The 23,131-nt window shown below is 64.0% G+C and carries 21 protein-coding genes; 10 read left to right on the top strand and 11 right to left on the bottom strand.

Annotated elements, in window-relative coordinates; genetic code table 11:
* Positions 1 to 24: 24 nt before the first annotated feature.
* From AC1D2O_RS23825 to AC1D2O_RS23790, 8 genes are all read right to left on the bottom strand, one after another.
* Positions 25 to 1,596: a sugar ABC transporter ATP-binding protein gene (locus AC1D2O_RS23825; RefSeq protein WP_478158007.1), complete on the bottom strand. Its 1,572-nt coding sequence runs from the start codon at positions 1,594 to 1,596 to the stop codon at positions 25 to 27.
* Complete coding sequence (locus AC1D2O_RS23820; protein ID WP_478158006.1) at positions 1,593 to 1,916, bottom strand: hypothetical protein; 324 nt, start codon at positions 1,914 to 1,916, stop codon at positions 1,593 to 1,595. Before AC1D2O_RS23820 ends, AC1D2O_RS23825 begins: the two co-directional genes overlap by 4 nt.
* Position 1,917: 1 nt before the next feature.
* Positions 1,918 to 3,417: an aldehyde dehydrogenase family protein gene (locus AC1D2O_RS23815; protein WP_478158005.1), complete on the bottom strand. Its 1,500-nt coding sequence runs from the start codon at positions 3,415 to 3,417 to the stop codon at positions 1,918 to 1,920.
* 70 nt (positions 3,418 to 3,487) lie between these two features.
* Positions 3,488 to 4,480, bottom strand: coding sequence for a Bug family tripartite tricarboxylate transporter substrate binding protein (locus AC1D2O_RS23810; RefSeq protein ID WP_477650116.1), 993 nt, complete (start codon positions 4,478 to 4,480; stop codon positions 3,488 to 3,490).
* A gap of 60 nt (positions 4,481 to 4,540) precedes the next feature.
* A complete protein-coding gene (locus tag AC1D2O_RS23805) occupies positions 4,541 to 5,470 on the bottom strand; it encodes a dihydrodipicolinate synthase family protein (RefSeq protein ID WP_477650115.1) in 930 nt (309 codons plus the stop codon).
* Positions 5,471 to 5,523: 53 nt separating this feature from the next.
* Positions 5,524 to 6,306 carry a 3-ketoacyl-ACP reductase gene (locus AC1D2O_RS23800; RefSeq protein ID WP_478158004.1) on the bottom strand — a complete coding sequence of 261 codons (783 nt, stop codon included), beginning with the start codon at positions 6,304 to 6,306 and terminating at the stop codon, positions 5,524 to 5,526.
* 11 nt (positions 6,307 to 6,317) lie between these two features.
* Complete coding sequence (locus AC1D2O_RS23795) at positions 6,318 to 7,094, bottom strand: enoyl-CoA hydratase/isomerase family protein (protein ID WP_478158003.1); 777 nt, start codon at positions 7,092 to 7,094, stop codon at positions 6,318 to 6,320.
* Between the two features lies 1 nt (position 7,095).
* Positions 7,096 to 8,664: an acyl CoA:acetate/3-ketoacid CoA transferase gene (locus AC1D2O_RS23790; RefSeq protein WP_478158002.1), complete on the bottom strand. Its 1,569-nt coding sequence runs from the start codon at positions 8,662 to 8,664 to the stop codon at positions 7,096 to 7,098.
* A 152-nt stretch (positions 8,665 to 8,816) separates the two neighbouring features.
* Here AC1D2O_RS23790 and AC1D2O_RS23785 point away from each other — a divergent pair, with 152 nt between their 5' ends.
* Both AC1D2O_RS23785 and AC1D2O_RS23780 read left to right on the top strand, forming a co-directional pair.
* Complete coding sequence (locus AC1D2O_RS23785; RefSeq protein WP_477650396.1) at positions 8,817 to 9,629, top strand: GntR family transcriptional regulator; 813 nt, start codon at positions 8,817 to 8,819, stop codon at positions 9,627 to 9,629.
* Positions 9,630 to 9,768: 139 nt separating this feature from the next.
* Positions 9,769 to 10,410, top strand: coding sequence for a LysE family translocator (locus AC1D2O_RS23780; RefSeq protein ID WP_477650395.1), 642 nt, complete (start codon positions 9,769 to 9,771; stop codon positions 10,408 to 10,410).
* 153 nt (positions 10,411 to 10,563) lie between these two features.
* Here AC1D2O_RS23780 and AC1D2O_RS23775 read toward each other — a convergent pair whose 3' ends face one another.
* The gene (locus AC1D2O_RS23775) at positions 10,564 to 11,901 is read right to left on the bottom strand and encodes an MFS transporter (protein WP_477650394.1); all 1,338 of its coding nucleotides are present in this window, start codon (positions 11,899 to 11,901) and stop codon (positions 10,564 to 10,566) included.
* Between the two features lie 169 nt (positions 11,902 to 12,070).
* Positions 12,071 to 12,955: a LysR family transcriptional regulator gene (locus AC1D2O_RS23770; RefSeq protein WP_478093176.1), complete on the bottom strand. Its 885-nt coding sequence runs from the start codon at positions 12,953 to 12,955 to the stop codon at positions 12,071 to 12,073.
* 101 nt (positions 12,956 to 13,056) lie between these two features.
* Between AC1D2O_RS23770 and AC1D2O_RS23765 the strand changes: the two genes are divergently transcribed.
* The 7 genes from AC1D2O_RS23765 to AC1D2O_RS23735 all read left to right on the top strand — a co-directional run bounded on the left by AC1D2O_RS23765 (position 13,057) and on the right by AC1D2O_RS23735 (position 20,929).
* Positions 13,057 to 14,424: a dihydroorotase gene (locus tag AC1D2O_RS23765; protein ID WP_478093173.1), complete on the top strand. Its 1,368-nt coding sequence runs from the start codon at positions 13,057 to 13,059 to the stop codon at positions 14,422 to 14,424.
* 8 nt (positions 14,425 to 14,432) lie between these two features.
* On the top strand, positions 14,433 to 15,704 hold the full coding sequence (locus AC1D2O_RS23760) for an allantoate amidohydrolase (protein ID WP_478158001.1): 1,272 nt from the start codon (positions 14,433 to 14,435) through the stop codon (positions 15,702 to 15,704).
* Positions 15,701 to 17,071 (top strand): UbiD family decarboxylase, encoded by a 1,371-nt coding sequence (locus tag AC1D2O_RS23755; RefSeq protein WP_478158000.1) that lies wholly within the window; start codon positions 15,701 to 15,703, stop codon positions 17,069 to 17,071. Before AC1D2O_RS23760 ends, AC1D2O_RS23755 begins: the two co-directional genes overlap by 4 nt.
* Entirely contained in the window at positions 17,071 to 17,667 is a 597-nt protein-coding gene (locus tag AC1D2O_RS23750; RefSeq protein ID WP_478158018.1) for a UbiX family flavin prenyltransferase, read from the top strand. Before AC1D2O_RS23755 ends, AC1D2O_RS23750 begins: the two co-directional genes overlap by 1 nt.
* Positions 17,668 to 17,908: 241 nt before the next feature.
* Positions 17,909 to 19,189 (top strand): amidohydrolase, encoded by a 1,281-nt coding sequence (locus tag AC1D2O_RS23745; protein WP_478093690.1) that lies wholly within the window; start codon positions 17,909 to 17,911, stop codon positions 19,187 to 19,189.
* A 229-nt stretch (positions 19,190 to 19,418) separates the two neighbouring features.
* Positions 19,419 to 20,699, top strand: a complete 1,281-nt coding sequence (locus tag AC1D2O_RS23740; RefSeq protein WP_478093686.1) for a bifunctional O-acetylhomoserine aminocarboxypropyltransferase/cysteine synthase — start codon at positions 19,419 to 19,421, stop codon at positions 20,697 to 20,699.
* A gap of 86 nt (positions 20,700 to 20,785) precedes the next feature.
* Positions 20,786 to 20,929, top strand: a complete 144-nt coding sequence (locus tag AC1D2O_RS23735) for a hypothetical protein (protein ID WP_478093684.1) — start codon at positions 20,786 to 20,788, stop codon at positions 20,927 to 20,929.
* A 19-nt stretch (positions 20,930 to 20,948) separates the two neighbouring features.
* Here AC1D2O_RS23735 and AC1D2O_RS23730 read toward each other — a convergent pair whose 3' ends face one another.
* Positions 20,949 to 21,878, bottom strand: coding sequence for a LysR substrate-binding domain-containing protein (locus AC1D2O_RS23730; RefSeq protein ID WP_478157999.1), 930 nt, complete (start codon positions 21,876 to 21,878; stop codon positions 20,949 to 20,951).
* A gap of 113 nt (positions 21,879 to 21,991) precedes the next feature.
* Between AC1D2O_RS23730 and AC1D2O_RS23725 the strand changes: the two genes are divergently transcribed.
* Positions 21,992 to 23,080: a tartrate dehydrogenase gene (locus tag AC1D2O_RS23725; protein ID WP_478089351.1), complete on the top strand. Its 1,089-nt coding sequence runs from the start codon at positions 21,992 to 21,994 to the stop codon at positions 23,078 to 23,080.
* The last annotated feature ends 51 nt before the right edge of the window (positions 23,081 to 23,131 follow it).

Genomic DNA, 23,131 nt, shown 5'->3' with positions numbered 1-23,131 from the left:
AATGTCTCCTTACTGTCGTTGCCGTCAATGCCCGAGTGCGGCGGCGTTCATTTCGCTTGTGCGGAAGCGAGTTGCAAGATCAAGTATTCGGTCCTGTGTGGCTTCGCTGCGCGTCAGTTCGCCGGACACTCTTCCTTCGCAGAGGACGACGATGCGGTCACTCATGGCGAGCAGTTCTTGCATGTCGCTCGACGCCATCAGCACCGCCGTGCCCCGCGAAGCAAGCTCATTGATCAATGCGTAGATCTCAGCCTTGGCGCCGACGTCAATGCCTTGGGTGGGCTCGTCGAGCAAGTAGAGGCCAGGCGCATTGAGAAGGTATTTGGCCAGCACGACTTTCTGTTGATTTCCCCCTGAGAGGCTTCCTACCGGGGTGGAGAGGCTTGGCGTCTTGATGCGCAGCGCCCGCACTTCCGCCTCGAGTGCCGCGCGTTCGCGTGAGAGGTTTAGGAAGCCGCCGCGTGTGAATCTTTTCAACGCAACCAGGCTGGCGTTTTCGCCGACTGGCCGAACCAGCGACAGGCTCTGCCCTTTTCTGTCTTCCGTCACAAAACCGATGCCGGCCTGAATTGCGTCTCGTGGAGACTTGAACGCGAGTCGTTTGCCGCCAACCCAGATTTCGCCGCTGATGCGCGACGCTACGGCAACACCGTAGATGCCTTCGAGCAACTCGGTGCGCCCCGCACCCATTAGACCGGCCAAGCCGACGATCTCGCCGGCTTTCACTTCCAGGGAAACACCTTCAACTCGGCATCGACCCGGCGATGGCAAGATCCCAAAGTTGCGCAACTTGAGCACTTCGGCACCGAGTCCCTTCCCAAGCCCTGGAGGGAACAGCTGCGTGAGCTCTCGTCCCACCATTTTTGCAATCAGCTTGTCGCGCGTCATCTCTTGAATCGGCGCGCTGGTGACGAAGGTCCCGTCTCGTAGCACAGTGACACGATCGCAAAGGTCGAACACCTCCTCCATGCGGTGCGAGATGTACACGACTGCCACGCCGTCAGATCTGAGCTGGCGAACGACGGCGAATAGCTGTTTGACCTCATCGGAGCTAAGCGCCGTAGTCGGTTCATCCATGACCAGGACCCGGGTGCTGTTGCTGATCGCCTTGGCGATCTCAAGCATCTGGCGTGCCGCCACCGACAGTTCGCACAGCTTGCTGCGCGCGGAGATGTTCATGCCGAGCTGCCGTGTCCAACGCTCGGTCTCTGCGTCCATGTGGCCGCGCCGAAGCAATCCGAATTGCTTGAATCTCTCGCGACCGAGAAAGAAGTTCTCGGCAACGGTCATCTCCAGGACCTGGTTCAGTTCCTGGTGGATGATGGTGATGCCGAGTTCGGTCGCCTCCAGAGGGTTGCGCGGCTGCACGTCCTTTCCATCGATCAGGATCTGGCCCTCATCGGCCCGGTATACGCCCGTCAGGATCTTCATCAGCGTGCTCTTGCCCGCTCCGTTCTCTCCCATCAAGGCGTGGACTTCTCCGCCTCTCAGTTCGAATTGGACGTTGTCCAACGCTTTCACACCGGGGAAGAACTTGCAGATCCCCTTCATGCTCAGCACGGGATCACCCGCACGGTTTTTCTCGATTTCGCTCATTGCGCGTCCTCCAGGTTGGGAGTGGGAAATAGGCGCTGCAGCAGCCAGTACTTCTGAAGTGCCACCGAGACGCCGTCTTCAGCGTTGCCGAGGGTGACCCAGTCAGCTGCGGCTCCGACTTCGCTCAATTGCGCGATGGCCTCGGTCAATTCAATGGGGAGGCGATACTCAAACAGAATGTCGAAAACCGCCTTCGGAGCGCACGCGCGCCGCTGCACCGCCGGGGAACGCCACGAACAGGCCCTCGATGCCGAGTTCGCCCAGGATCCAAATCTGGACGGTAGCCAGGGAGCGATCGCGCGTGCGCGCAGCTTGGACATCTCAGACCTCTTTGGAGACGAAGTAGGGCTGGCGCTTTCCGAGGTGGTACATCACGCTCTTGGTTTGCGTGAACTCTTCCAGGCCCAGCTTGCCCATCTCGCGCCCGAAGCCGCTTCCCTTGTAGCCGCCGAACGGGAGTTGCACCGCACCATCGATTTGGGTATTGACGTAGACAGTGCCGCTCTTCAGGCGGCGAGGCACCGTGATGGCGCGGTCGACGTCGCGCGTCCACACCGCGTTGGCCAAACCGTAGCTGCTCGCATTGGCGAGCCGGATCGCCTCTTCTTCGTCTGTGAAGCGCGTGATGACGAGAACGGGCCCAAAAATTTCCTGCTGGAACACGTTCATGTCCTCGTGCACCTGGTCCAGGATGGTCAGCTGCATGAACGCGCCATCGGGAAAGCCAACGACCTCCTGGGGCCCACCGCCGATCAGGAGTTGCGCACCAGCGCTCTGACCTTCTGCGACGTGCTTGAGGACATTCACCATGTGATCGCGATGAATCAAGGCGCCAATGTCGGTCTTTTCGTCACGGGGGTTTCCGACGCGCAGCGCTTTGGTTCTTGCAACCAGGGCCGTGACGAACTCGTCGGCGATCGAGTCCTGCACAAGGAGACGCGCGCCGGAGACGCAGCACTCGCCTTGATTGAAGAAGACGCCGAAAAGGGTGCCGTCGAGGGCATCCTCCAGGTCAGCGTCAGCGAAGACAATGTTTGCCGCCTTGCTGCCGAGCTCGACATGCACGCGCTTGGGCGCTGCGGCCGCCTGTTCGAGCACTTTCCTACCTACGGCAGTGCTCCCCGTGAAGCTGATCATGTCCACATCAGGATGCGCCACAAGGCTTTGTCCAACCACCGGGCCAGCGCCTGTCACAACGTTGATGACGCCAGCGGGCACGCCAGCCTCTTCAGCGAGACGAGTCAGGTACAGCGCGGTACCCGATGTGAACTCGCTGGGCTTCACGATCACCGAATTCCCTGCCGCCAACGCAAACGGGACCTTCTGGCAGTAGATCAATCCCGGGAAGTTCCACGGAACGATCAGCCCGACGACGCCGATGGCTTCCCGATGCACCACTGCCGAATGGCGCTCACCCAGGTTCGAGAACGAGTCACCGTGCATTTCGTAGGCCAGCGACGCTGCATACGCAGTGAGTTCGGCCATGCCGATGGCGTCTTCGCGCGCAAACCGAATCGTCTTTCCGGTTTCTTCGACTTCCAGCGCGGCGAGCGCTTCCTGATTGTCACGGATGAGGGAAGCCCAGCGCAACAGAATCTGTGCCCGCTCGGATCCGCGCATGCGAGGCCATTGCCCTTCGTCGAACGCGACTCGGGCCGCGTTGCTCGCCAAGTCAACGTCCGAAGACGTCCCATTTGCATAGACCGATACGACGTCGGCGGACATTGGAGAATTCCGGACGAACGTCTCGTTCGACGGACCCGTGGTACTGCGGCCGTAGATGTGGTGGCCGTAGGTGATGGGCGGGCGTGCGATGGTCATGGGCGTACTTGGTGGAGTGGGTATCAGGTGCTCTTTTTTCGCGTTCAGCGGTCGGACGTTGAGACAGGCCTCAATCGAGCGTGATCCCAAGTGAACGGACGATGGGATGCCACACTTGCTCTTCGCGGCGGGTCAACGTGCCCAATTCACCCGGGGTACTTGGCGTGGGTTCGATGCCGAGACCATCCAGGCGATCGGCGACTGCCTTCGACTTGAGAGACGCGTTGAGCGCGGCATTCAGCTTGGCAACAATAGGGTCCGGTGTGTTTGCCGGCACGACCAGGCCTTGCCATGCGTAGACTTCGAAGCCGGGGAAGCCCTTTTCAGCGACGGTAGGAACATCCGGCAATGGCGCGATGCGCTTGTCCGATGCAACAGCCAGTGGTCGCATCTTGCCCGCCTTGATGTACTGAGCTGCGGTGCTGTAATCGACGCAGATGACTTTCACCACGCCGGCAAGGAAGTCTGAAATTGCCGGTGCTGCGCCCTTGTAGGGAATATGCGTCGTGTCCAGCTTGCTTTCCTTCGTGAGGCGAACCATCGCGAGGTGCAGTGGCGAGCCGATGCTCGACGCCGCATACTGAACGGGCTCCTTGCTGGTGCGCAACATGTCAAGCAGCGCATCAAACGACTTTGCAGGGTGATCCGGAGGCACGGCAATCACGAGATGGAGCCGACCAATCTTCCCGACCGGCTTCATATCCTTCGATGGATTGAAGCCCATCTTCTGATACAGGATTGGATTGAAGATCAGCAATCCGTTGTCGGGATTCATGATCGTGTAGCCGTCGGCCGGGGCATTCGCCAGGGCGAATCCGCCGAGGTTTGCCGACGCACCGGGACGGTTGTCGATCACGACAGGCTGGCCCAACGAAGAGACCATGCCCTCCCCAACGATGCGCGCGATGGTGTCGCTGCCCCCGCCTGGCGGGTAACCGACGATCCAACGGACGGGCTTCGTCGGATAGGCCACTGGTTGAGCGGGTGCCAGGCTTGGCAAGGCGACTGCGCCGGTGGCCACCATTGCAATCAGGGTTCTACGGCGGATCTTTGGAAAGTTCATGGCTCTACTGGTTGTCTCGTTGTTGGGCGTCTCTGCGACGAGGATGTGAGGCTCGCGGATTCAGGCCGCCAGCAGGCCGGCGAGAACGAGGGCGCGGCGGATGCGTTCCTTCTCTGCGGAATTCAATGGCATGAGCGGCGGCCGCACCGTCGCGCTCGGCAGCTTGCCAAGCATTACCAGGGCTTCCTTCATGCGGTTGTGCATGTCGACCCACGGGGTGCAATAGAACACGGAGGCCAATGGGTAGATGCACTCGTTCACGGCACGCGCACGCTTCAGATCGTTCTGCTCGAAGGCTTCCAGCAGGTCTGCCTGCAAACCAGCGATCACGCTGCCGGCTCCAGAGAGCAGCCCTTTGCAGCCAAGGGCGAGCGAGGAGAACAGCCACGCGCTATGCGTCGACAGCACATTGACCGGACGGGTGCGACCTTGCAGCGTGCGGATGTGGTGCTCGTGAAGCTGAGGGTCGGCACACCAGTCTTTGATGGCGACAATGGAAGGGATTTCGTCGCACAGCTTCGTTAGGAGGTCCAAACGGTAGCCCTGCCCCGGACCCAGTGGATACTGGAAGAGGACGATCGGAAGGGACGACGCCTCCGCGATGTGCTTGAAGTGCCCGAGGACCATTTCATCCCTTTGTCCAGCAGTCAGCAAGGCCGGAGGAAAGACCAAAAGGGCCGACGCTCCTTCGCGCTCCGACATCTTCGCAATGCGCTTGGCCTCGAGCGTGCTTTCGGTGTGGACGCCAGCGACCAGGGGCGTAGTTGACCCGACGGCTTCGGCAGCCAAGGCCATGACACGGGTTTGTTCCTCGAAGGTGCACGACGTCACCTCCGAAGCATGGCCATTGACCGTGATCGCCGTCACACCCTTTGTGTCCGCCAGATCGCGAAGGTGAGAGCAAAAGGACGATTCGTCGATGCTGAAGTCGGGATGGAACGGAAGGAGCGCGGCGGGAATCGAGCCGACAGGCTTGAAGATGACGGGCATTGTTGGTCCTTTGGTGAGTGGAGTGGACGGGTTGGAAGGCGATTCGGACTCGATCAAAGTCGAGGCAGTTGGAGGCCGCCGTCAATCTGGAAGGCCTGTCCGGTGGTGAAGGGCATGGCTTGCGTGGCCAGAGTCTCCACCGCGCGGCCAATGTCCATCGGCTGACCCCAGTGCTGAATGGGTGTGAGGCCCTGTCCGATCCGCTCTCCGTACATCTCTCGCACCGGCGCGGTCATGTCCGTCGCGATCAGACCAGGCTGAATTTCATGGCAGCAGATGCCATGCGGCGCCAACCGGACTGCAAACAGCTTGTTCATCATCGACAGGCCACTCTTTGCGATGCAGTACTCACCCTTTTCTACGGACGCCATGACAGCATTCGATGAGGAAATCGTCACGATGGAGCGACCCTGTCGTTGGTCGGATTCCTCGAGCATTTGGGCGGCGACAGCCTGCGTTAGAAAGAACGTTCCGCGCAGGTTGACTCGCAGCAGCCGGTCGAAGTCGTCGGGCTGGATGAGCATGAGGTCTTCCCGTCGACGCACCTGGATGCCGGCGTTGTTGACCAGGCAATCGATGCTTCCGAAGGCGCCCCAGGCAGTACCGACGATGTCTTGATGCGTCTTTGCTTCGGCGATGTCACCGACCGCCGTCACGACGTTGCAGCCGCCACGACGCAGCTCGGCGCAGGTTTCTTCCAGCGCCTCGTCGTCGACGAGGTCGTTGAGGCAAAGGTCGAAGTTGGCGTCGGCCAGGCAGTAGGCAATAGCCCTACCGATGCCACGGCGCGCGCCGGTGACGATTGCCGCCTTGCGGGTTTTGTTTCGGGTTTCCATGTTGTCTCTGCTCAGGTGTTGGAAGACGTGCGCTTGGAGAAGAACTTCTCCTGAGCGGCCTTTTGGTCGGCGGATCCCCAAAGGCGCGCAACTGCCCGCGCTTCCGCCTCCATGCCGGCGCCGACGCTGCTTTGCAGACCGTCGTCGATCACTTGCTTGATGGCGCGAAGCGAGTCCGGCGAACGCGACGCGATGGTTTCCGCCAGCTTCATGGTTTCCTGCAGCAGGTCGGCCGGTGCATGGATCGCGTTCACGAGACCGAGATCGAAACTGCGTTGAGCAGCGACGCGAAGCCCGGACATTGCGATCTGCTTGGCATGCGAAGCGCCGATGAGGCGCGGGAGCCGCTGGGTGCCTCCGAAACCTGGCAGGTTGGCCAGCGTCACCTCGGGCAAGCCGAGCTGTGCGGTCGCGCTGGCGGTTCGGATGTCACAGGCCAGCGCCAACTCGAGTCCGCCACCCAGCGCGAAGCCGTTGATCGCCGCAATCGTGGGCTTGTCGAGGCGCTCCAACCTCGTGAACAGGTCCTGACCCCATCTCATGTGGGCATAGGCGTCTTCGGGCGTAAACCCGATCTGTTCGCTGATGTCGGCTCCCGCGCTGAACGCGCGGTCGCCGGACCCCGTGATCACGACGCATCCCACTTCTTTGTCTCGCGCCGCAGCGCTCAAGGCTTCGTCGAGTTCTTGTAGAAGGGGCTTGCTCAGCGCGTTGTGCCGCTCAACCCGGTTCAGGGTCAGCAGGAGAACGCGACTTTGCGTCGCGTGTTCCTTCAGTACGAGAGGCATGTCAGATCTCCTTCGCAGTTTGGGTAGCCAGGCGCAATCCCATTTGGCGATCCACGAACAGACGCGGGTCCATCGATTTCAGGTTTGCAGAGACGCGCGGCCGGAAGCCCATCTGCTGAATGACGTCTCGTTCCAGATCGAGTCCAGGTGCGACTTCGGTCAAGATGAGACCTTCGTCGTCAAGAGCAAAGACCGCACGCTCGGTGACGTAGGTCACCGGAACCTTCCAGCGGCTTGCGTATTCGCCGCTGAAGGAGATCTGTTCCAGTTCGGGCACGAACTTGGCCGACTTTGCTTCGTGCAGGACCTGTGCGCCCGCTTCCGAGAACGCCAGGTTCTGGCGGCCCGCCTTGAGCGTCCCGACAAACACCACGCGCTTCGCACCTTGGGAGATGTTGACGAACCCCCCAATGCCGGCGATGCGGCCGCCGAACTTGCTCACGTTGACGTTGCCTTTCGCGTCCACCTGCGCGAACGATAGGATGGCGACGTCCAGACCGCCGCCGTCATACCAGTCGAACTGATAGCCGGCGTCGATCATGGCCATCTGATTGCGTGCCAGCCCGAAGTCCGCACCGGATGCCGGAACGCCGCCGATGTGGCCCTGTTCGAGCGTGAAGGCGACCTGATCGCCGAGGCCCTCCTCGGCGAGGATGGTGGCAACGCCGTCCGGCATTCCGAATCCGAGGTTCGCCACATCGTTGCGCCGCAGTTCGAAGCTCGCGCGGCGCGCAATGACCTTGCGCTCGTTGAATGGAAGCGTGGGCAGGTCATCGATTGCCACCCTCAGGGCGCCCGTGAGGCTGGGATCGCGTTCGGTCTGAAAGGAAAGCCGTTGCTGCGGCTCAACGACTACCGCATCGACCATCACGCCAGGCACCTTGACGATGCGAGGATCCAGCGTGCCACTTGGCACCATGCGTTTGACCTGCGCGATGACGATTCCGCCAGAGTTCTTTGCGGCTTGCGCCGAAGACAGTGTCTCGGCGTAGAGCCCTTCATCTTCCATCGTGATGTTTCCGAACTCGTCGGCGCTGCTGCCACGAATGATCGCGACGTCGATGCGGAAGGAAGGATAGAAGAGGTACTCGCGGTCCTTGATGGTGATCAGCTCGACCAGGTCGTCCGCTGCTTTCGCATTCAAGCGGCCGCCATCGATGCGTGGGTCCACGAAGGTTCCAAGTCCCACATGGGTGAACACGCCGGGGGCGTGGCCCGCGATCGCACGCAACAAGTGGGAGAGGACGCCCTGCGGCAAGCAGTAGGCCTCAATTTGCTCGTCGGTCGCGAGCTGCTGCATGCCCGGGCACCAGTTCCAGTGGCCTCCGATCGAGCGCTTGACCAGGCCGGGGTGGGCCAGCCGGTCGATGCCTCCGCCTTGGGCGTCGCCCATCCCGCTGGGGTGAACAACCGTAAGGCCCGTTGGCAAGCCTTCGGAGAGGTAGCGCTGCTCCAGCGCTTGGAGGACGCGTCCCGGTTCGTTTACGCCGCCGCCGGAGCCGTCAACTAGAACGGTGGCCCCGGTGCGGATCAACGCCACGGCGGCCTCGGCCGTCACTATCTTGGTCACGATCTTGTCCCGTAGTTCGAATTCAATGACTCTATGTTATGACATAGAGACATGCATCAGGATTTCCCTGCTTTCCCTCGTATAGGATGTGTGATAGAGGCGTCGGCTGGGTCGAACTGGTTTAGACTGATGTCATAACATTGACGATTCCTATGCTGCAGCCAGCCCTTGATGCCCCTTCCGACGCCTTGGATCAGACCGGGCCGCTACCCCTCTATCACCAGCTTCGCCAAGCACTGGAAAAGTCTTGGCACGGTGTGTACGGCCCTGACGATGACTTGCCCACGGAGCAGGAAATCATGGATCGCTTCAAGGTCAGTCGAATCACGGTTCGACGAGCCCTCGACGAAATGATGGCCGACGGTGCTATCTACAGGCCGCGGGCGAGGGGCCGCCTTCGTTGGGCGCCGGCGAAGGTCAGGCAGCAACTCAGCCGGCTTCGCGGCTTCTTCAGTTACGACGCGCTGGCGGCAGGACTCCACCCGAGCACGAGGGTGTTGGAGTTTGCGCAGGGAACATGGCCCGAGGCGAACCGATTGTTGGCTTTGGACAGCCAAGCTGCCTGCTACCGCGTTGCCCGCCTGCACGAGAGTGATGGCAAGCCCTTGAGCTATCAGGTTTCGTTCATTCCTCGTGATGCAGGGCCTGATCCCACGCTGGGCGATCTTTCCGGCTCATTGCTACGGGTGATTGAAGCGAAGACGGGGCGTCGGGCGGATCACGCAGAGCAGCGCCTGGTTGCGCGCGAGGCGACCGCGCAAGAGGTGGCGCTTCTGAACTTGCCACCCCGAAGTCATGTCTTTCAGCTCGAATGGATCGTCTATGACAAGCTCGGCGAGCCGTTGGAGTACTTCATCGCGTCGCTGGATATTTCGCGCTACGAGTTTCTTTCGACGATAGAAGCGACCCTCGAAGGAGCGGAGGCGGCGCAAAAGAGCGCTCGCCATTCCCCTTGGGCAGCATGATTCTCGATCGCGCCTTGTCTCGGGCTGGGCCGACCAGCTCGTCCTCGATCGTGCGCCAAAGCCTAGCGCACCACTGATGTGCCGACGTTAGCCATGCCGTCATTTCCCTCACAATGTCTGCCACCCGTTAGGAGTAATCATGTCCCTGGAAACCTGGTTGCTGTACATCGTCGCTGTCTTCGTGCTGACCGTAACGCCTGGCCCGAGTGTCCTGATGTGCGTTGCCAATGGAGTTAATCACGGGGTCCGACGCACTTTCTTTTCAGCGCTTGGCAGCGTCACCGCCGTCGTCGGCATCATGGCTTGCTCGGCTATCGGGGTCGGCGCAGTTCTCGCCGCGTCCGAAACGCTCTTCTACGCCATCAAGTGGTTCGGTGTAGGCTACCTGCTGTACATCGGCGTCGCGACGTTGCGCTCCACGACCTCCAGTTTCGAGCTTCCTTCCGGCACTGCCGGTCGCTCAAGCCGCAAGGTGCTCTACGCCAAGGGCTTTCTGGTGGGAGCAAGCAATCCGAAGGCATTGCTGTTCTTCACTGCGTTCTTTCCGCAGTTCATCAATCCAGCTTCACCTCAGCTGTACCAATTCGCCATACTTGGCGGCACCTTCGTCTGCTTCGAGTTGTTCTGGCTCATGTCCTACGCCACCTTCGCTTCACGTCTTTCGCCGTGGTTGCGAGTCAAAGGGCGGGCAAAGGCCTTCAACCGACTATCGGGGCTCACGTTCTTGGGCGCGGGCGCTCTACTGGCCACCGTCAAGCGTGCGGCGGCTAACCACGCGTAGGCCCCTGCCTAGGGTCGGCGGGAGGCCGGGAGTCGGCCAGGACCAGACGGTTGCATCGTGAAATCGGCACCACGCCATCCCCGAGCATTTGCGCGCGAGGTGTGGTGCAGCAGGACGTCGCGTATCACGCAGTGCCCGCCGCCCCACGGTCGCCTAGCCGTGCGCGTTCGCCGCAGGCGGCAAGTTGGCAATGGCAATCAGTGAGATCACCGCCGCGGCCATCACGTACAGGGCCGGTGCGAAGGCGACGCCCGTCGTGTACGTGATCCAAGTCAGGATGGCCGGCGCGAACCCGCCCAGGAGTGTGACTGCCGTGTTGTAGGAGAGGGACATGCCTGAGGCACGAACCGCCGTTGGGAAGATTTCCGAAAGAGCCGCCGGCGCCACGCCGACGAACAGCGAGACCAGTGTGCAGAACATGCACTGCACGATGATCAAGCTCAGGGTGGTGTGGGCATGCTGCAGCCACATCATCAGCGGATAGACGCAGACCAGAAGCGAGGCGGCGCCGATGCGCAGCATGGCGCGACGCCCGATCCGATCGGACAACGTGCCCGAGATCAGGCAGCCCCCGATCAGGAAGAAGTTGCCGATGAACGAAGCGAGGAACGCCTCGGAACTGCTGAAGCCCATCGTCTTCTGCTGGTAGATCGGCATGTAGATGATCAGCGAATAGGGGCCGGCTGCCCACAGCACGGACAGACCCACGCCCGTCAGCAGCTGTCTCGGGCATTCGCGCAACAGTTGCCTCAAGGGCGTCTTCTTGACGGCACCGGCGCGTTTCGCGCGGGCGGCCTCTTGCTTGAAATGCGGGGTTTCGTCGAGTGTCGCGCGCATCCAAAGACCCACCGGCGCGATCGCCAGACCGACGATGAAGGGAATGCGCCATGCCCACTCGCTGACCTGGTCCTCGGTGAACACGGTGGTCACGATGGTGGCCACCAGTGCGCCGAGCACGTTGCAGATGCCCATGCTGGCCTGCAGCCAGGAGGCGTACTGGCCCTTCTTCTCGGGCGGCGCGTGCTCAACCAGGAAGGCGGTCGCGCTACCGATCTCGCCGCCGGCGGAAAAGCCCTGCAGCAGGCGGCCGCAGACAATCAGCAGCGGCGCCCCGATGCCGATCGCGGCGTAGGGCGGGGCGATCGCGATCAGCAGCGTGCCCAGGGCCATCAGCATGATCGTCATGGTCAGTGCCGCCTTGCGGCCGGCGCGGTCGCCATAGGAGCCGATCAGCACGGCCCCCAGGGGACGCGCGACGTAGCCCAAGCCGAAGGCCATGAACGAGCCGATCAGCTGCACCGTCGGGTCGTCGTTCTTGAAGAAGTTCTGGCCGATGTAGACGGCGAACAAGGCATAGACGGTGAAGTCATACCACTCCAGGGCGTTGCCGGTCGCCGCGGCGATGACTGCCCGCTTGCGGCTGCCCTCGCTTGATGCAACGGGGCCGGGACCGATGGCATCGGCTCCCGATTGAACTGCCAGCTCTTTCATCCAGGTGTCTCCTCGTGGCTTGTTGGGACCGCTGCGAACCACCGCATTCGATCGATCACGGGATGCTAGGGATGAAGTTCAATAATGTCGCATTCCTTTTTATCGAGAGCCCATAGCATCATGTTAAGCGTGTGTGATCCAGGCCTCCTGGCCAGCGCGGCGGGATCCGCTACAGATCCAGCGATCCGAGCACTTCGATGAATTCCCTTGCGATGCGGGACAAGGGCTGCAGTTGGAGATGGAAGACATTCACCGGCGCGTAGGCCGCGGGCGTGATCGGAACCGCCTCGATGTTGGCCCATATCGGGCCCTTGAGAGTCAGCTCGTCGACCAGTGCCACGCCGACCCCGGCCTGCACCATGGCGCAGGCGACGTGGGCCTGGAGGACCTCGACCCGCGTGGCGGGTTGGTGCGCTTCGCTGCCAAAAATCTGGCGCACCAGCTGGCCGAAGGGGATGTCACTGCTGTAGCCGACGAACGGCTCTTTGGCCAGAGCGCGAACGCGCACGGTCTTGTGGCGCGCCAGGTCATGACCACGCGGGAGTGCGGCCATGATTCGGTTCTTGTAGAGGGGGCGCACCTCCAGGCTCGGGGGAGCCACCGGCATGTAGGTCACGCCGAACTCCACCTGTTGGGTCAGCAGCCCCTGCAACATGCCGCTCGGTATGAGCGTGTGGAGCTCGATCCGTACTTCCGGGTAGCGCGCGCAGAAGATTGCCACGGCTCGCGGCATCACCGACTGACCAATATTGGGGCTGCAGGCGATGCGCAGTTGTCCGATGCGGTTGCGTGCCAGATTGTCCGCAACGTCGCTGACCCGCTGCACGCCCTGGTAAACGCTGGCAATCTCCTCGAACAGCCGGCGCGCCTCCGGTGTCGGATACAGGCGTCCCTTGATCCGCTCGAACAGCTGCAAGTCCAGGCGCTGCTCCATGTGGGAAATCAGCCGGCTGACGGCCGGTTGCGAGACAAACAGCAGGTTGGAAGCGCCGCTGATCGAGCCGCTCACCATGACGGCGCGGAACACCTCGATCTGGCGCAGATTCAGCTTCATATCATTAACTTCATGTTATCCGCGGCCGACATTTAAGCATATGACTTTCTAGGAGGCGATTCCTAGACTTGACCGCATTCACGACGAAAGCGGAGCAACGGATGGGCAGTTTCGAACTGGTGGTTCACGGCGACATAGTCGATGCCGACGGGGTGGTCGAAGGCGGCTGGATTGGCGTGCAGGACGGCCGCGTGGCCGCGCGCGGAACCGGGAAACCGCCGGCCGGCGGCGAGATGGTCGATGCGGGCGGGCTATGGATCCTGCCGGGCGTGGTGGACGGGCAGGTGCATGCGGGCAGCCAGGCCGGCCAGGAAGGCCTGGGTCGGGCCTCGCGCGCCGCTGCCGCCGGCGGCGTGACCGTCATGGTGGACATGCCCTACGACGATCCCGAGCCTGTGGCGTCGCGACCGCAACTGGACGCCAAGATCGCCGAAGTGGAGCGCGACTGCCACGTCGACGTCGCCCTGTTCGGCACGCTCAACGACAGGCACGGCCTGCAGGCGGCGGCCGGGTTGATCGAGGGCGGCGTCTGCGCCTTCAAATTCTCGACCTTCGAAGCCACGCCCGGGCGCTTCCCGCGGGTGGACGAAGACGATCTCTACGAAGCCTTCCGGCTGATCGCACCTTCGGGCCTGGTCTGCGGCGTGCACAACCAGATGCAGGAACTCACGCGCAAGAACATCAAGCGCCTGAAGGAAGACAGCGACACCGGTTGGGACGCGTTCATGCGCGCCCACACACCGCTGATCGAGAACCTGGCGACCGCGCTGATCTACGAGATCGGTGCCGAAACCGGCGCCAGGGCGCACGCGGTCCACGTCTCGACGTCTCGCGGGTTTGAGCTGTGCGGGATGTACCAGCGCGCCGGTCACCAGGCCACGATCGAGACCTGCATCCAGTACCTGATGCTCAACCACGAGGAGCACAGCCGCAAGTTCGGGGCCAAGACCAAGCACTACCCGCCCATCCGTCCCAAGGCGGAGGTGGATCTGCTGTGGACGCACATCGCGCGCGATGGCTGCACCTTCGTCTCGTCCGACCACGTGAGCTGGGGACTGGAGCGAAAGGGCGACCCCGACATCTTTCGCAACGCGTCAGGGGGGCCGGGCCTGGAGACGCTGCTGCCGGCCTTCTGGACTGGCTGCGAAGAGCATGGCATCGCGCCCTCGATGGTGACGCGCCAGCTCTGCCGCAATCCGGCACGTCATTTCCTGCTCGACGACCGCAAGGGATCGCTCGATGTGGGCGCCGATGCCGACTTCGTGGTGCTTCGGCCGGAGCGTTACCGTTTTGACCCCTCCAGCAGTCTCTCGGCCGTGCAATGGAGCTCCTTCGAGGGCCGCGAGTTCACGGTGAAGGTCAATTCGACCTGGAGCCGCGGGCAGCTCGTCTATGACGGCCAGAAGGTCGTCAATCGCGCCGGCGATGGCCGTTTCCTGAAACCGCGCGCAGTGCGCCAGATCCACTGACAATGTCCATGCCTTCTTCATCTTTCCCTCCGATCAACGCAGAGCGCTTGTGGCGCCGCGTCGAAGCCCTGTCGACGTTCACCTTGCCGGAGGTTCCCTGGACCCGTCGGGCCTTCTCCCCCCAGTTCACGGCGGCGCGCGAATGGCTGCGCGCGCAGTTCGCCGAGGCGGGCCTGCAGGTCAGCCAGGATGAAGGCGGCAACCTCGTCGGCCGACTGGGCGCAGTGGATGGACGCAAGCCCATCATCACCGGCTCGCACTGCGACACCGTGCCGATGGGCGGCCGCTTCGACGGCATCATCGGCGTATTGGCCGGGCTCGAGGTCGCGCACACTTTGCGCGAGCAGGGCATCGTGTTGAATCACCCCTTCGAGGTCATCGACTTCCTCTCGGAGGAGCCGAGCGACTATGGCGTTTCGTGCATTGGCAGCCGGGCCTTCTCGGGCGCGCTGGATCCGGGCATGCTGCAGGCGCGCAACCCCGAGGGCGAGACGCTGGCCGAAGGCATGCGCCGCATCGGTGCGCGACCGGAGGCGCTCGACCGGGCGCTTCGTCCCGCCGACAGCACTGCCGCGTTTGTCGAACTGCACATCGAGCAGGGTCCGGTCCTGGAGCAGCGCAAGCTGCCGATCGGCGTTGTGACCGACATCGTGGGTATCCGGCGGGTGGCGATCACCGTACGCGGTCAGGCGGACCACGCCGGAACCACCCCGATGGACATTCGTCGCGACGCGCTCGTTGGCGCCGCGCGCCTGATCGACGCGGCCAATCAAAAGGCCAAAAGCCTCACGGGACAACCGCACTATGTGGTGGCGACGATCGGACGCCTGTCACTGACGCCGAATGCGTCCAACGCCGTGGCGGGCCAGGTCGAGATGACGATGGAGGTGCGCAGCGGCAGCTCCGCGGTGCTGGAGACGTTTCCGGAGGAGTTGTGGGCAAAGGTGTCGCCGGCCCTCGCCGAGTTGCGCGTCAGCGCGACCTTCCAGGACGTGAGTCGCTCCAAGCCGACGGCGTGTGCGGAGCTCGTGATGGCCGCCATCGAGCGGTCCTGCGCGGCGCTCGACTACGCCCACATGCGCATGCCCAGCGGCGCAGGGCACGACGCGGTCTATGTCGCACCCACGGGCCCGGTGGGGATGATCTTCATTCCCTGTCTGGATGGGCGCAGTCATTGTCCGGAGGAATGGATCGAGCCGGCGCAACTGCTGGACGGCACCCGCGTGCTCTATCAAACGGTGCTTGAACTGGACCGGCAGCTGCAGGGGGCGGGCGCATGAATGCCACTTCTTCCATGTCTCGGCAGTCCTGGCGTGCCTTCCTGTCTCGATTGGAGGCGCAAGGCGAACTGCTGCACGTGCGCGACGACGTCGATCCGTACTTCGAGATTTCCGCATGGCTGGATCAACTCGCCACCGGGCGGGCCGTGCAGTTCGACGCTGTGAAAGGTCACGCGTTGCGAGTCGTCGGCAACCTCCTGAACTCGCGCGAGCGCTTCGCGGCGGGTCTCGGGTTGTCCGCTCAGGCGCTGCAGCGGTGCATCATCGACGCGATCGCGAACGGGATCCCGCCCGTTCGGGTGGCCTCGGGCCCCTGTCAGGAGGTGAAGGTGGACGCGCCCGATCTGGTGCGCGAGCTTCCCGCACCGCATTTCTTTCCCCAGGAAACCGGCGCCTACATCACCGCGGGCGTCATCATCGCCCGCGACAGGGTCACGGAGCGCGGCAATGCCTCCTATGCACGCCTGAAGCTGCTGGGTGGCGACCGGGCCATGGTCGGTATCGCACCCAATCATCACCTGGCCGTGATGGCGCGTGCCGCCCACGCGCGCGGCGAGAAGCTCGAGATCGCCGTGACGATTGGCAATCATCCGGCCGTGCTGATCGCCGCCGCGCTGTATCTGCGCCTGGGTGACGACGAACTCGACGCCGCGGGTGCAATGCTCGGCGAGGCGCTGCAGATGGTGCGTTGCCAGACCCTCGCGCTGGACGTGCCGGCGCATTGCGAGATCGTGCTGGAGGGCTGCCTCGATCTCGATGAGCAGCACGAGGAGCAGTTCGTCTCCGAGTTCCATGGCATGTACGAACCCTATGGCAGCGGCCCGGTCGCCCGCTTCGACTGCCTCACCCGTCGCAGCGATGCATTGTTCCAGGTCATCCAGCCGGGCTACTACCCGGAGCACACGCTGATCGGCGGTGTCGCGATTGCCGCCGGGCTGGCGCAGACGTTGCGCGCGGCCGCGATCCCGGTGCGCGAGGTCGCAGTCGGCCACGGCGGGTGCGGCCGCCTGGACGCGGTCGTGAGCCTGCATGCGCATCGGCCGGGCGAGCCGCGCAAGGCCATGTTTTCGATCTGGGGCAGCGTGAACCTGATCAAGAACATCACGGTGGTGGACGAGGACGTCGACCCTTGGGACGCAGGTCAGGTGGCCTGGGCCGTCGCCACGCGCATGCGCGCCGACCGTGACCTGCTGGTCGTGCCCGGCGCACGCACCGATCGGTCCGAGCCCATCAAACACGAGGGCGTGATCGCAAAGATGGGCATGGACGCCACGCGACGAGCGGCCGACCGCCCGGACTGGACCCGTGCCTTGCCGCCGCCCGACGTGATGCAACGCGTCGCCTCGCGCCTGGAGACGCTCGGATGATGGCGTCCGCACCAGGGCGCCGGCGCCGGATCGTGATCGGTATCAGCGGCGCCTCTGGCGTCGTGTTCGGCATCCGCCTGCTCGAGATTCTGCGTGATTGCGGCGTCGAAACGCACTTGGTGATGAGCCGCTCTGCGCAACTCACGCTCGCGTATGAAACCGAGCTCAAGACCGCGGACGTCAGGGCACTGGCCGATGTCTGGCATGCCAACAGCGATGTCGGAGCGGCCATCTCCAGTGGCTCCTTTCGCGTTGACGGCATGATCGTGGCCCCATGCTCCGTCAAGACGCTGTCGGAGATCGCCACGGGATGTACCAGCACCTTGCTCGCGCGCGCGGCCGACGTCACGCTCAAGGAGCGCCGGCGCCTGGTCCTCATGGTGCGCGAGACGCCCCTGCACATCGGGCACATCCGCAGCATGGCCGCCGTCACCGAGGCCGGCGGGATCATCTGCCCGCCGGTGCCGGCGTTCTATACCCGTCCGCAGTCACTCGACGACGTCGTGAATCACACGGTCGGACGTGTGCTTGACCTGTTTGACATCGAGTTCGGTGGAATGCCTCGCTGGGGCGAGACTGGCGCCACGCCGCCTTGAGCCGTTCCACCAGGCAGCGCGTTCTTCGCGCGATCTGGAACGGCGCGGCTGCGGATCGCTTCGCCTGTCGGTCGCCAAGAGACGGACAGGCCGACGTGAGAGCTGTTCGCGTGTGGTCTCGGCAAGAGGCCGTGCCTGACACGGGAAGACATGCGTTTCGACAGCGCTTTTCAATTCATTCAACAAGAGGAAGACGATGCAAGAGACAAACTTTGGCTACCAGGTTCGACGCGTGGCGCTGATGGCCGCGTTGCTGACATCCGGGTGGGCGGCTGCGCAGGGGTCGGCGACCTCGATCGACCGCTCGTTGGCGGACGTGTACCCGCAATTGGAGAGCTTGTACAAGGACCTGCATGCCCATCCGGAACTGGGCTTCGCCGAAGTCCGAACGGCGGCTCGGCTGGCGGCGGAAATGCGCGCACTCGGCTTCGAGGTCACGGAAAAGGTCGGCAAGACCGGCGTGGTGGCGCTGCTGCGAAACGGCACCGGGCCGACAGTGATGGTGCGCACCGACATGGATGGCTTGCCCATGGAAGAGCAGACCGGCCTGTCCTATGCCAGCCGGACCAAGGCCGAATGGAATGGCCGCGAGACGTTCGTCGCCCACAGTTGCGGCCACGACGTGCACATGGCGACCTGGGTGGGCGTGGCGCGCACCCTGGCCGGACAGAAGGATCGCTGGCAGGGGACGCTGATGTTCGTGGCGCAGCCCGCGGAGGAATCGAGTACCGGCGCGCGGGCCATGCTGGCCGACGGCCTGTTCACCCGGTTCCCGAAGCCCGACATCGCGCTGGCGCTGCACACCGACCCGCGTCCCACGGGCACCGTGAGCTATGCCGTTGGTCCGATGACATCGGCGTCCGACGCGGTCGAAATCGTCTTCAAGGGTCGAGGTGGCCACGGGTCGGCGCCTCACAAGGCACTGGACCCGGTGCTGATCGCTGCCCGCTTCGTCGTCGACGTGCAGTCGCTGGTGAGCAGGGAGAAGGATCCCATGGAGTTCGGCGTGGTGACCATCGGTTCCGTGCAAGCCGGCAGTGCGGCCAACATCATCCCCGATCGGGCGGTGCTGCGGGGGACCATCCGTTCCTACGACGCGGCCGTGCGTGCCCAGCTGGTGGAGGGCGTACGTCGCGTCGCCTTGGCCGCCGCGGCCGCTGCCGGCGCCCCTGAACCCGAGATCTCGCTGACCCCGACCGGACCCGCTACCGTGAACGACGCGGCGCTGGCCGCACGGGTGGAGACCGCGCTGCAGGCGGGCTTGGGAGGGCAGAACGTCATGCGAACGCGCCCGCTGACCACCAGCGAGGATTTCGCGGAGTATGGCGTTCAAGGAGTACCGTCGATGATGTTCCTCATCGGGGTCACCGATCCCAAGGTCGTCGCCGATTCTTTGCGCCCAGGAGGAAAGCCGCTGGTTTTCAACCATTCGCCACAGTTCGCACCGCTGCCTGAGCCGTCGATCAAGACCGGCGTGAAGGCGATGAGCTTGGCAGTCCTCAGCGTGCTGGGTCGAAGCTGAGAACCGCGAATCGGCCGTGACCATGAGAACGACCTGCGCATTGACGCGCGCGGGCGCGCGCTGATGCCACAGGACGTCCTGGGCATCTGCCCCAGGAATGATGCGCCCCAGCATGTGGGTTTTGTTGCGCAAGTATGCCGGGCTGGACCGGTCCGAGGGTCGGCCAGCGCGGCTGGACCTTGCCCCTAATATCGGCGGCTTCCGACACGACAACGAAAGAAGAAAGCCAATGAAACTCGAGACCCTGGCCATCCATGCCGGCTACAGCCCCGACCCGACCACCAAGGCGGTCGCGGTCCCGATCTACCAGACCAGTTCCTACGCATTCGACGACACGCAGCACGGCGCGGACCTGTTCGACCTGAAGGTGGCGGGCAACATCTACACCCGCATCATGAATCCCACCAACGCCGTGCTCGAGCAGCGCGTGGCCGCGCTGGAGGGCGGGGTCGGCGGGCTGGCCGTGGCGTCGGGCATGGCGGCCATCACCTATGCGATCCAGACGGTGGCCGAGGCCGGCGACAACATCGTCTCCGTCGCCAAGCTCTATGGCGGCACCTACAACCTGCTGGCGCACACGCTGCCGCGCTTCGGCATCCAGACGCGCTTCGCCGCGCACGACGACATCGCCGCGCTGGAGGCGCTGATCGACGACAGGACCAAGGCGGTCTTCTGCGAGTCGATCGGGAACCCGGCGGGCAACATCGTCGATCTCCAGGCCCTGGCCGACGCGGCGCACCGCCACGGCGTTCCGCTGATCGTGGACAACACCGTCGCCACGCCCATCCTGTGCCGGCCGTTCGAGCACGGCGCGGACATCGTGGTGCACTCGCTGACCAAGTACATCGGCGGTCACGGCACGAGCATCGGCGGCATCGTCATCGACTCGGGGAAGTTTCCCTGGGCGCAGCACAAGGAGCGCTTTGCGCTGCTCAACACGCCCGACCCTTCCTACCATGGCGTCACCTACACCGAAGCCTTCGGGCCGGCGGCGTTCATCGGGCGCTGCCGCGTGGTGCCCCTGCGCAACACGGGCGCGGCGCTGTCGCCGTTCAACGCCTTCCTGATCCTCCAGGGCCTGGAGACGCTGGCGCTGCGCATGGAGCGCCATACGGAGAACGCGTTGAAGGTCGCCCGCTACCTGAGCACGCACCCTCAGGTGGCCTGGGTCAAGTACGCAGGCCTGCCCGACCATCCGGAACACGCGCTGGCGGTGCGCTACACCGACGGCCGGCCGGCGTCGATCCTCTCCTTCGGCATCCAGGGCGGACAGGAGGCGGGCGCGCGCTTCATCGATGCGCTCCAGCTGGTGGTGCGACTGGTGAACATCGGCGACGCCAAGTCGCTGGCATGCCACCCGGCCTCGACCACGCATCGCCAGCTCAACGATGAAGAGCTCGAGAAGGCCGGCGTGCCGCGCGACATGGTTCGCCTGTCGATCGGCATCGAGCACAGCGACGACATCCTCGCCGACCTCTCGCAGGCGCTGGAAGCGGCTGCTCGGGCGTAGGCCCGCGAGCCCGCGCGTGGCCCGCGCTTGCGCTCGCGACCCCATCTGCTACCCTGCCTCGACATCAACGACAGCGTGGAGCACGTATGGTCAGGATCGCAATCGCGACGCTGCTGTGCCTGGTGGCCGGCTGCGGGGGCACCGCGCCGCCGCGCCAGCCCTCGGTCTGTTCGACGCAGCCCGGCAGCTTCGCCTGTCAGGTCGAGCGCTACTCGAACGCGGGCATGTGAGGGCGGGGGGCCGCCCGCGCTACGATTTCGCCGAGGCCGCTTGCTGCGTGAACGATAGCGCCAGGAAATCCACGAAGGCCCGCACCCGCGCCGCGAGCTGGTGCCGCTGCGGATACACCGCGTAGATGTCGGCGTCCGGCGTGAAGTACTGCGGCAACACGTGCACAAGGCGGCCGTTGCCCAGGTAGCGTTCGATGTCCCACTCGGCCCGCATCAGGATGCCGTGGCCATCCAGGGCCCAGTTCACCGCGATCTCGCCGTCGTTGGTGCTCAGGTTTCCCCGCGTCTTCACCGCTTCGGTACTCGCATTCCGGCCCCTCCCGCTGGCAAGGCGCCACACGCCGTAAGCCTCTTCGCCTTGACGGATCCCGATGCAGTTGTGTCTGGCCAGGTCGCTGGGGACCTTCGGGATTCCGTGCTTGGCCAGGTACGCCGGCGCCGCGCACAGCAGGCGACGGTTGGCCGCGATGTTCCTGGCGATCACGCGACTGTCCGGTGGCGCGCCGAAGCGCACGCAGACGTCGAACAGATCCTCGGTCGGCGAGGGCGGGTTGACCGAGAGTTGCAGCTGAACCTCGACTTCGGGGTATTTGCGAACGAACCTCGAGATCAGCGGCGCCACGTGACTGCGCCCGAAACCCAGCGTCGCATTCACCCGCAGCAGGCCTTTGGGCATCGCCTTCGAAACCCCGAGAAGCTCCTCCATCCCGTCGATCTCGCCAAGGATCCGGCGGGCATGTTCCAGGTACAGCTCGCCTTCGGGCGTCAGGCTCATGCGGCGCGTCGACCGGTTGACCAGCAAGACCCCGACCCTCGACTCCATCAGGGCCAGGTGCTTGCTCACGGCAGGCGTGGTGACGCCGAGCTCGCGGGCGGCCGCGCTGAGGCTTCCGGCGCTCGCCAGCGTTGAAAAGAAGCCCAGATCGGCCGGCAGGATCGCGTGGGTCATGGTGGCTCCACTGTTGAACTCAAGTTAACAATGGATTCACTTTAGCGCCGAGCCAGCAGGCCGTCGAGTTTCTACATTCACCCCACCTACCCACCACCCCACGGAGACACCCCATGAAGACGTACAAGATCGCAACCATCCCTGGCGACGGCATCGGCAAGGAGGTCGTGCCCGCCGGCCAGCAGGTGCTGGAAGCCCTGGCTTCGGCCAGCAGCAGCTTCAAGTTCCAGTTCGAGAACTTCGATTGGGGCGGCGACTACTTCCGCGAGCACGGCGTGATGATGCCGGACGACGGCCTCAACGCCCTGCGCGACAAGGACGCGATCCTGTTCGGCTCGGCCGGCGACCCGCACATTCCCGACCACATCACCCTCTGGGGCCTGCGCCTGAAGATCTGCCAGGGCTTCGACCAGTACGCCAACGTCCGCCCCACGCGCATCCTGCCGGGCATCGACGGCCCCCTCAAGCGCTGCGGCCCGGACGACCTGAACTGGGTCATCGTGCGCGAGAACTCCGAAGGCGAATACTCCGGTGTCGGGGGCCGCGTGCACCAGGGCCACCCGATCGAAGCGGCCACGGACGTTTCCATCATGACCCGCGCCGGCGTGGAGCGCATCATGCGCTTCGCCTTCAAGCTGGCCCAGTCGCGTCCGCGCAAGCTGCTGACCGTCATCACGAAGAGCAACGCCCAGCGCCACGCGATGGTGATGTGGGACGAGATCGCGCTGCAGATCTCCAAGGAGTTCCCGGACGTGACCTGGGACAAGGAACTGGTCGACGCATCGACGGCGCGCATGATCAACCGCCCGGCTTCGCTGGACACCATCGTCGCGACCAACCTGCATGCCGACATCCTGAGCGACCTGGCCGCCGCACTGGCGGGCAGCCTCGGCATCGCCCCCACCGGCAACATCGATCCCGAGCACCGCTACCCGTCGATGTTCGAGCCGATCCACGGCTCGGCCTTCGACATCATGGGCAAGGGCCTGGCCAATCCGGTCGGCACCTTCTGGTCGGTCGCCATGCTGCTGGAGCACCTGGGCGAGACCGAAGCCGCCAGGCGCGTCATGCAGGCGGTCGAGGCCGTGACGGCCGACCGCTCGCTCCACACCCGCGACCTGGGCGGCAGCGCCACCACGGCACAGGTCACCCAGGCCGTGTGCGACCAGGTCACCGGCGCGGCCCAGCGCAAGGCGGCCTGAGCGTCGCTCCCCCGGCCGGCACGCAGCGGCCGGGCACTCTTCTTTCTGATC

The organism is Variovorax sp. P1_G12 (assembly GCF_056405555.1).
The sequence above is the reverse complement of the archived record's forward strand: the minus strand, read 5'-3'. Positions and strand labels throughout refer to the sequence as shown.

What these genes read in the sequence shown, in the direction of transcription:
- AC1D2O_RS23825 (WP_478158007.1), bottom strand. Translation starts at nt 1,596, where the DNA reads ATGAGCGAAATCGAGAAAAACCGTGCGGGTGATCCCGTGCTGAGCATG.
- AC1D2O_RS23820 (WP_478158006.1), bottom strand. Translation starts at nt 1,916, where the DNA reads ATGTCCAAGCTGCGCGCACGCGCGATCGCTCCCTGGCTACCGTCCAGA.
- AC1D2O_RS23815 (WP_478158005.1), bottom strand. Translation starts at nt 3,417, where the DNA reads ATGACCATCGCACGCCCGCCCATCACCTACGGCCACCACATCTACGGC.
- AC1D2O_RS23810 (WP_477650116.1), bottom strand. Translation starts at nt 4,480, where the DNA reads ATGAACTTTCCAAAGATCCGCCGTAGAACCCTGATTGCAATGGTGGCC.
- AC1D2O_RS23805 (WP_477650115.1), bottom strand. Translation starts at nt 5,470, where the DNA reads ATGCCCGTCATCTTCAAGCCTGTCGGCTCGATTCCCGCCGCGCTCCTT.
- AC1D2O_RS23800 (WP_478158004.1), bottom strand. Translation starts at nt 6,306, where the DNA reads ATGGAAACCCGAAACAAAACCCGCAAGGCGGCAATCGTCACCGGCGCG.
- AC1D2O_RS23795 (WP_478158003.1), bottom strand. Translation starts at nt 7,094, where the DNA reads ATGCCTCTCGTACTGAAGGAACACGCGACGCAAAGTCGCGTTCTCCTG.
- AC1D2O_RS23785 (WP_477650396.1), top strand. Translation starts at nt 8,817, where the DNA reads ATGCTGCAGCCAGCCCTTGATGCCCCTTCCGACGCCTTGGATCAGACC.
- AC1D2O_RS23780 (WP_477650395.1), top strand. Translation starts at nt 9,769, where the DNA reads ATGTCCCTGGAAACCTGGTTGCTGTACATCGTCGCTGTCTTCGTGCTG.
- AC1D2O_RS23775 (WP_477650394.1), bottom strand. Translation starts at nt 11,901, where the DNA reads ATGAAAGAGCTGGCAGTTCAATCGGGAGCCGATGCCATCGGTCCCGGC.
- AC1D2O_RS23770 (WP_478093176.1), bottom strand. Translation starts at nt 12,955, where the DNA reads ATGAAGCTGAATCTGCGCCAGATCGAGGTGTTCCGCGCCGTCATGGTG.
- AC1D2O_RS23765 (WP_478093173.1), top strand. Translation starts at nt 13,057, where the DNA reads ATGGGCAGTTTCGAACTGGTGGTTCACGGCGACATAGTCGATGCCGAC.
- AC1D2O_RS23760 (WP_478158001.1), top strand. Translation starts at nt 14,433, where the DNA reads ATGCCTTCTTCATCTTTCCCTCCGATCAACGCAGAGCGCTTGTGGCGC.
- AC1D2O_RS23755 (WP_478158000.1), top strand. Translation starts at nt 15,701, where the DNA reads ATGAATGCCACTTCTTCCATGTCTCGGCAGTCCTGGCGTGCCTTCCTG.
- AC1D2O_RS23750 (WP_478158018.1), top strand. Translation starts at nt 17,071, where the DNA reads ATGGCGTCCGCACCAGGGCGCCGGCGCCGGATCGTGATCGGTATCAGC.
- AC1D2O_RS23745 (WP_478093690.1), top strand. Translation starts at nt 17,909, where the DNA reads ATGGCCGCGTTGCTGACATCCGGGTGGGCGGCTGCGCAGGGGTCGGCG.
- AC1D2O_RS23740 (WP_478093686.1), top strand. Translation starts at nt 19,419, where the DNA reads ATGAAACTCGAGACCCTGGCCATCCATGCCGGCTACAGCCCCGACCCG.
- AC1D2O_RS23735 (WP_478093684.1), top strand. Translation starts at nt 20,786, where the DNA reads ATGGTCAGGATCGCAATCGCGACGCTGCTGTGCCTGGTGGCCGGCTGC.
- AC1D2O_RS23730 (WP_478157999.1), bottom strand. Translation starts at nt 21,878, where the DNA reads ATGACCCACGCGATCCTGCCGGCCGATCTGGGCTTCTTTTCAACGCTG.
- AC1D2O_RS23725 (WP_478089351.1), top strand. Translation starts at nt 21,992, where the DNA reads ATGAAGACGTACAAGATCGCAACCATCCCTGGCGACGGCATCGGCAAG.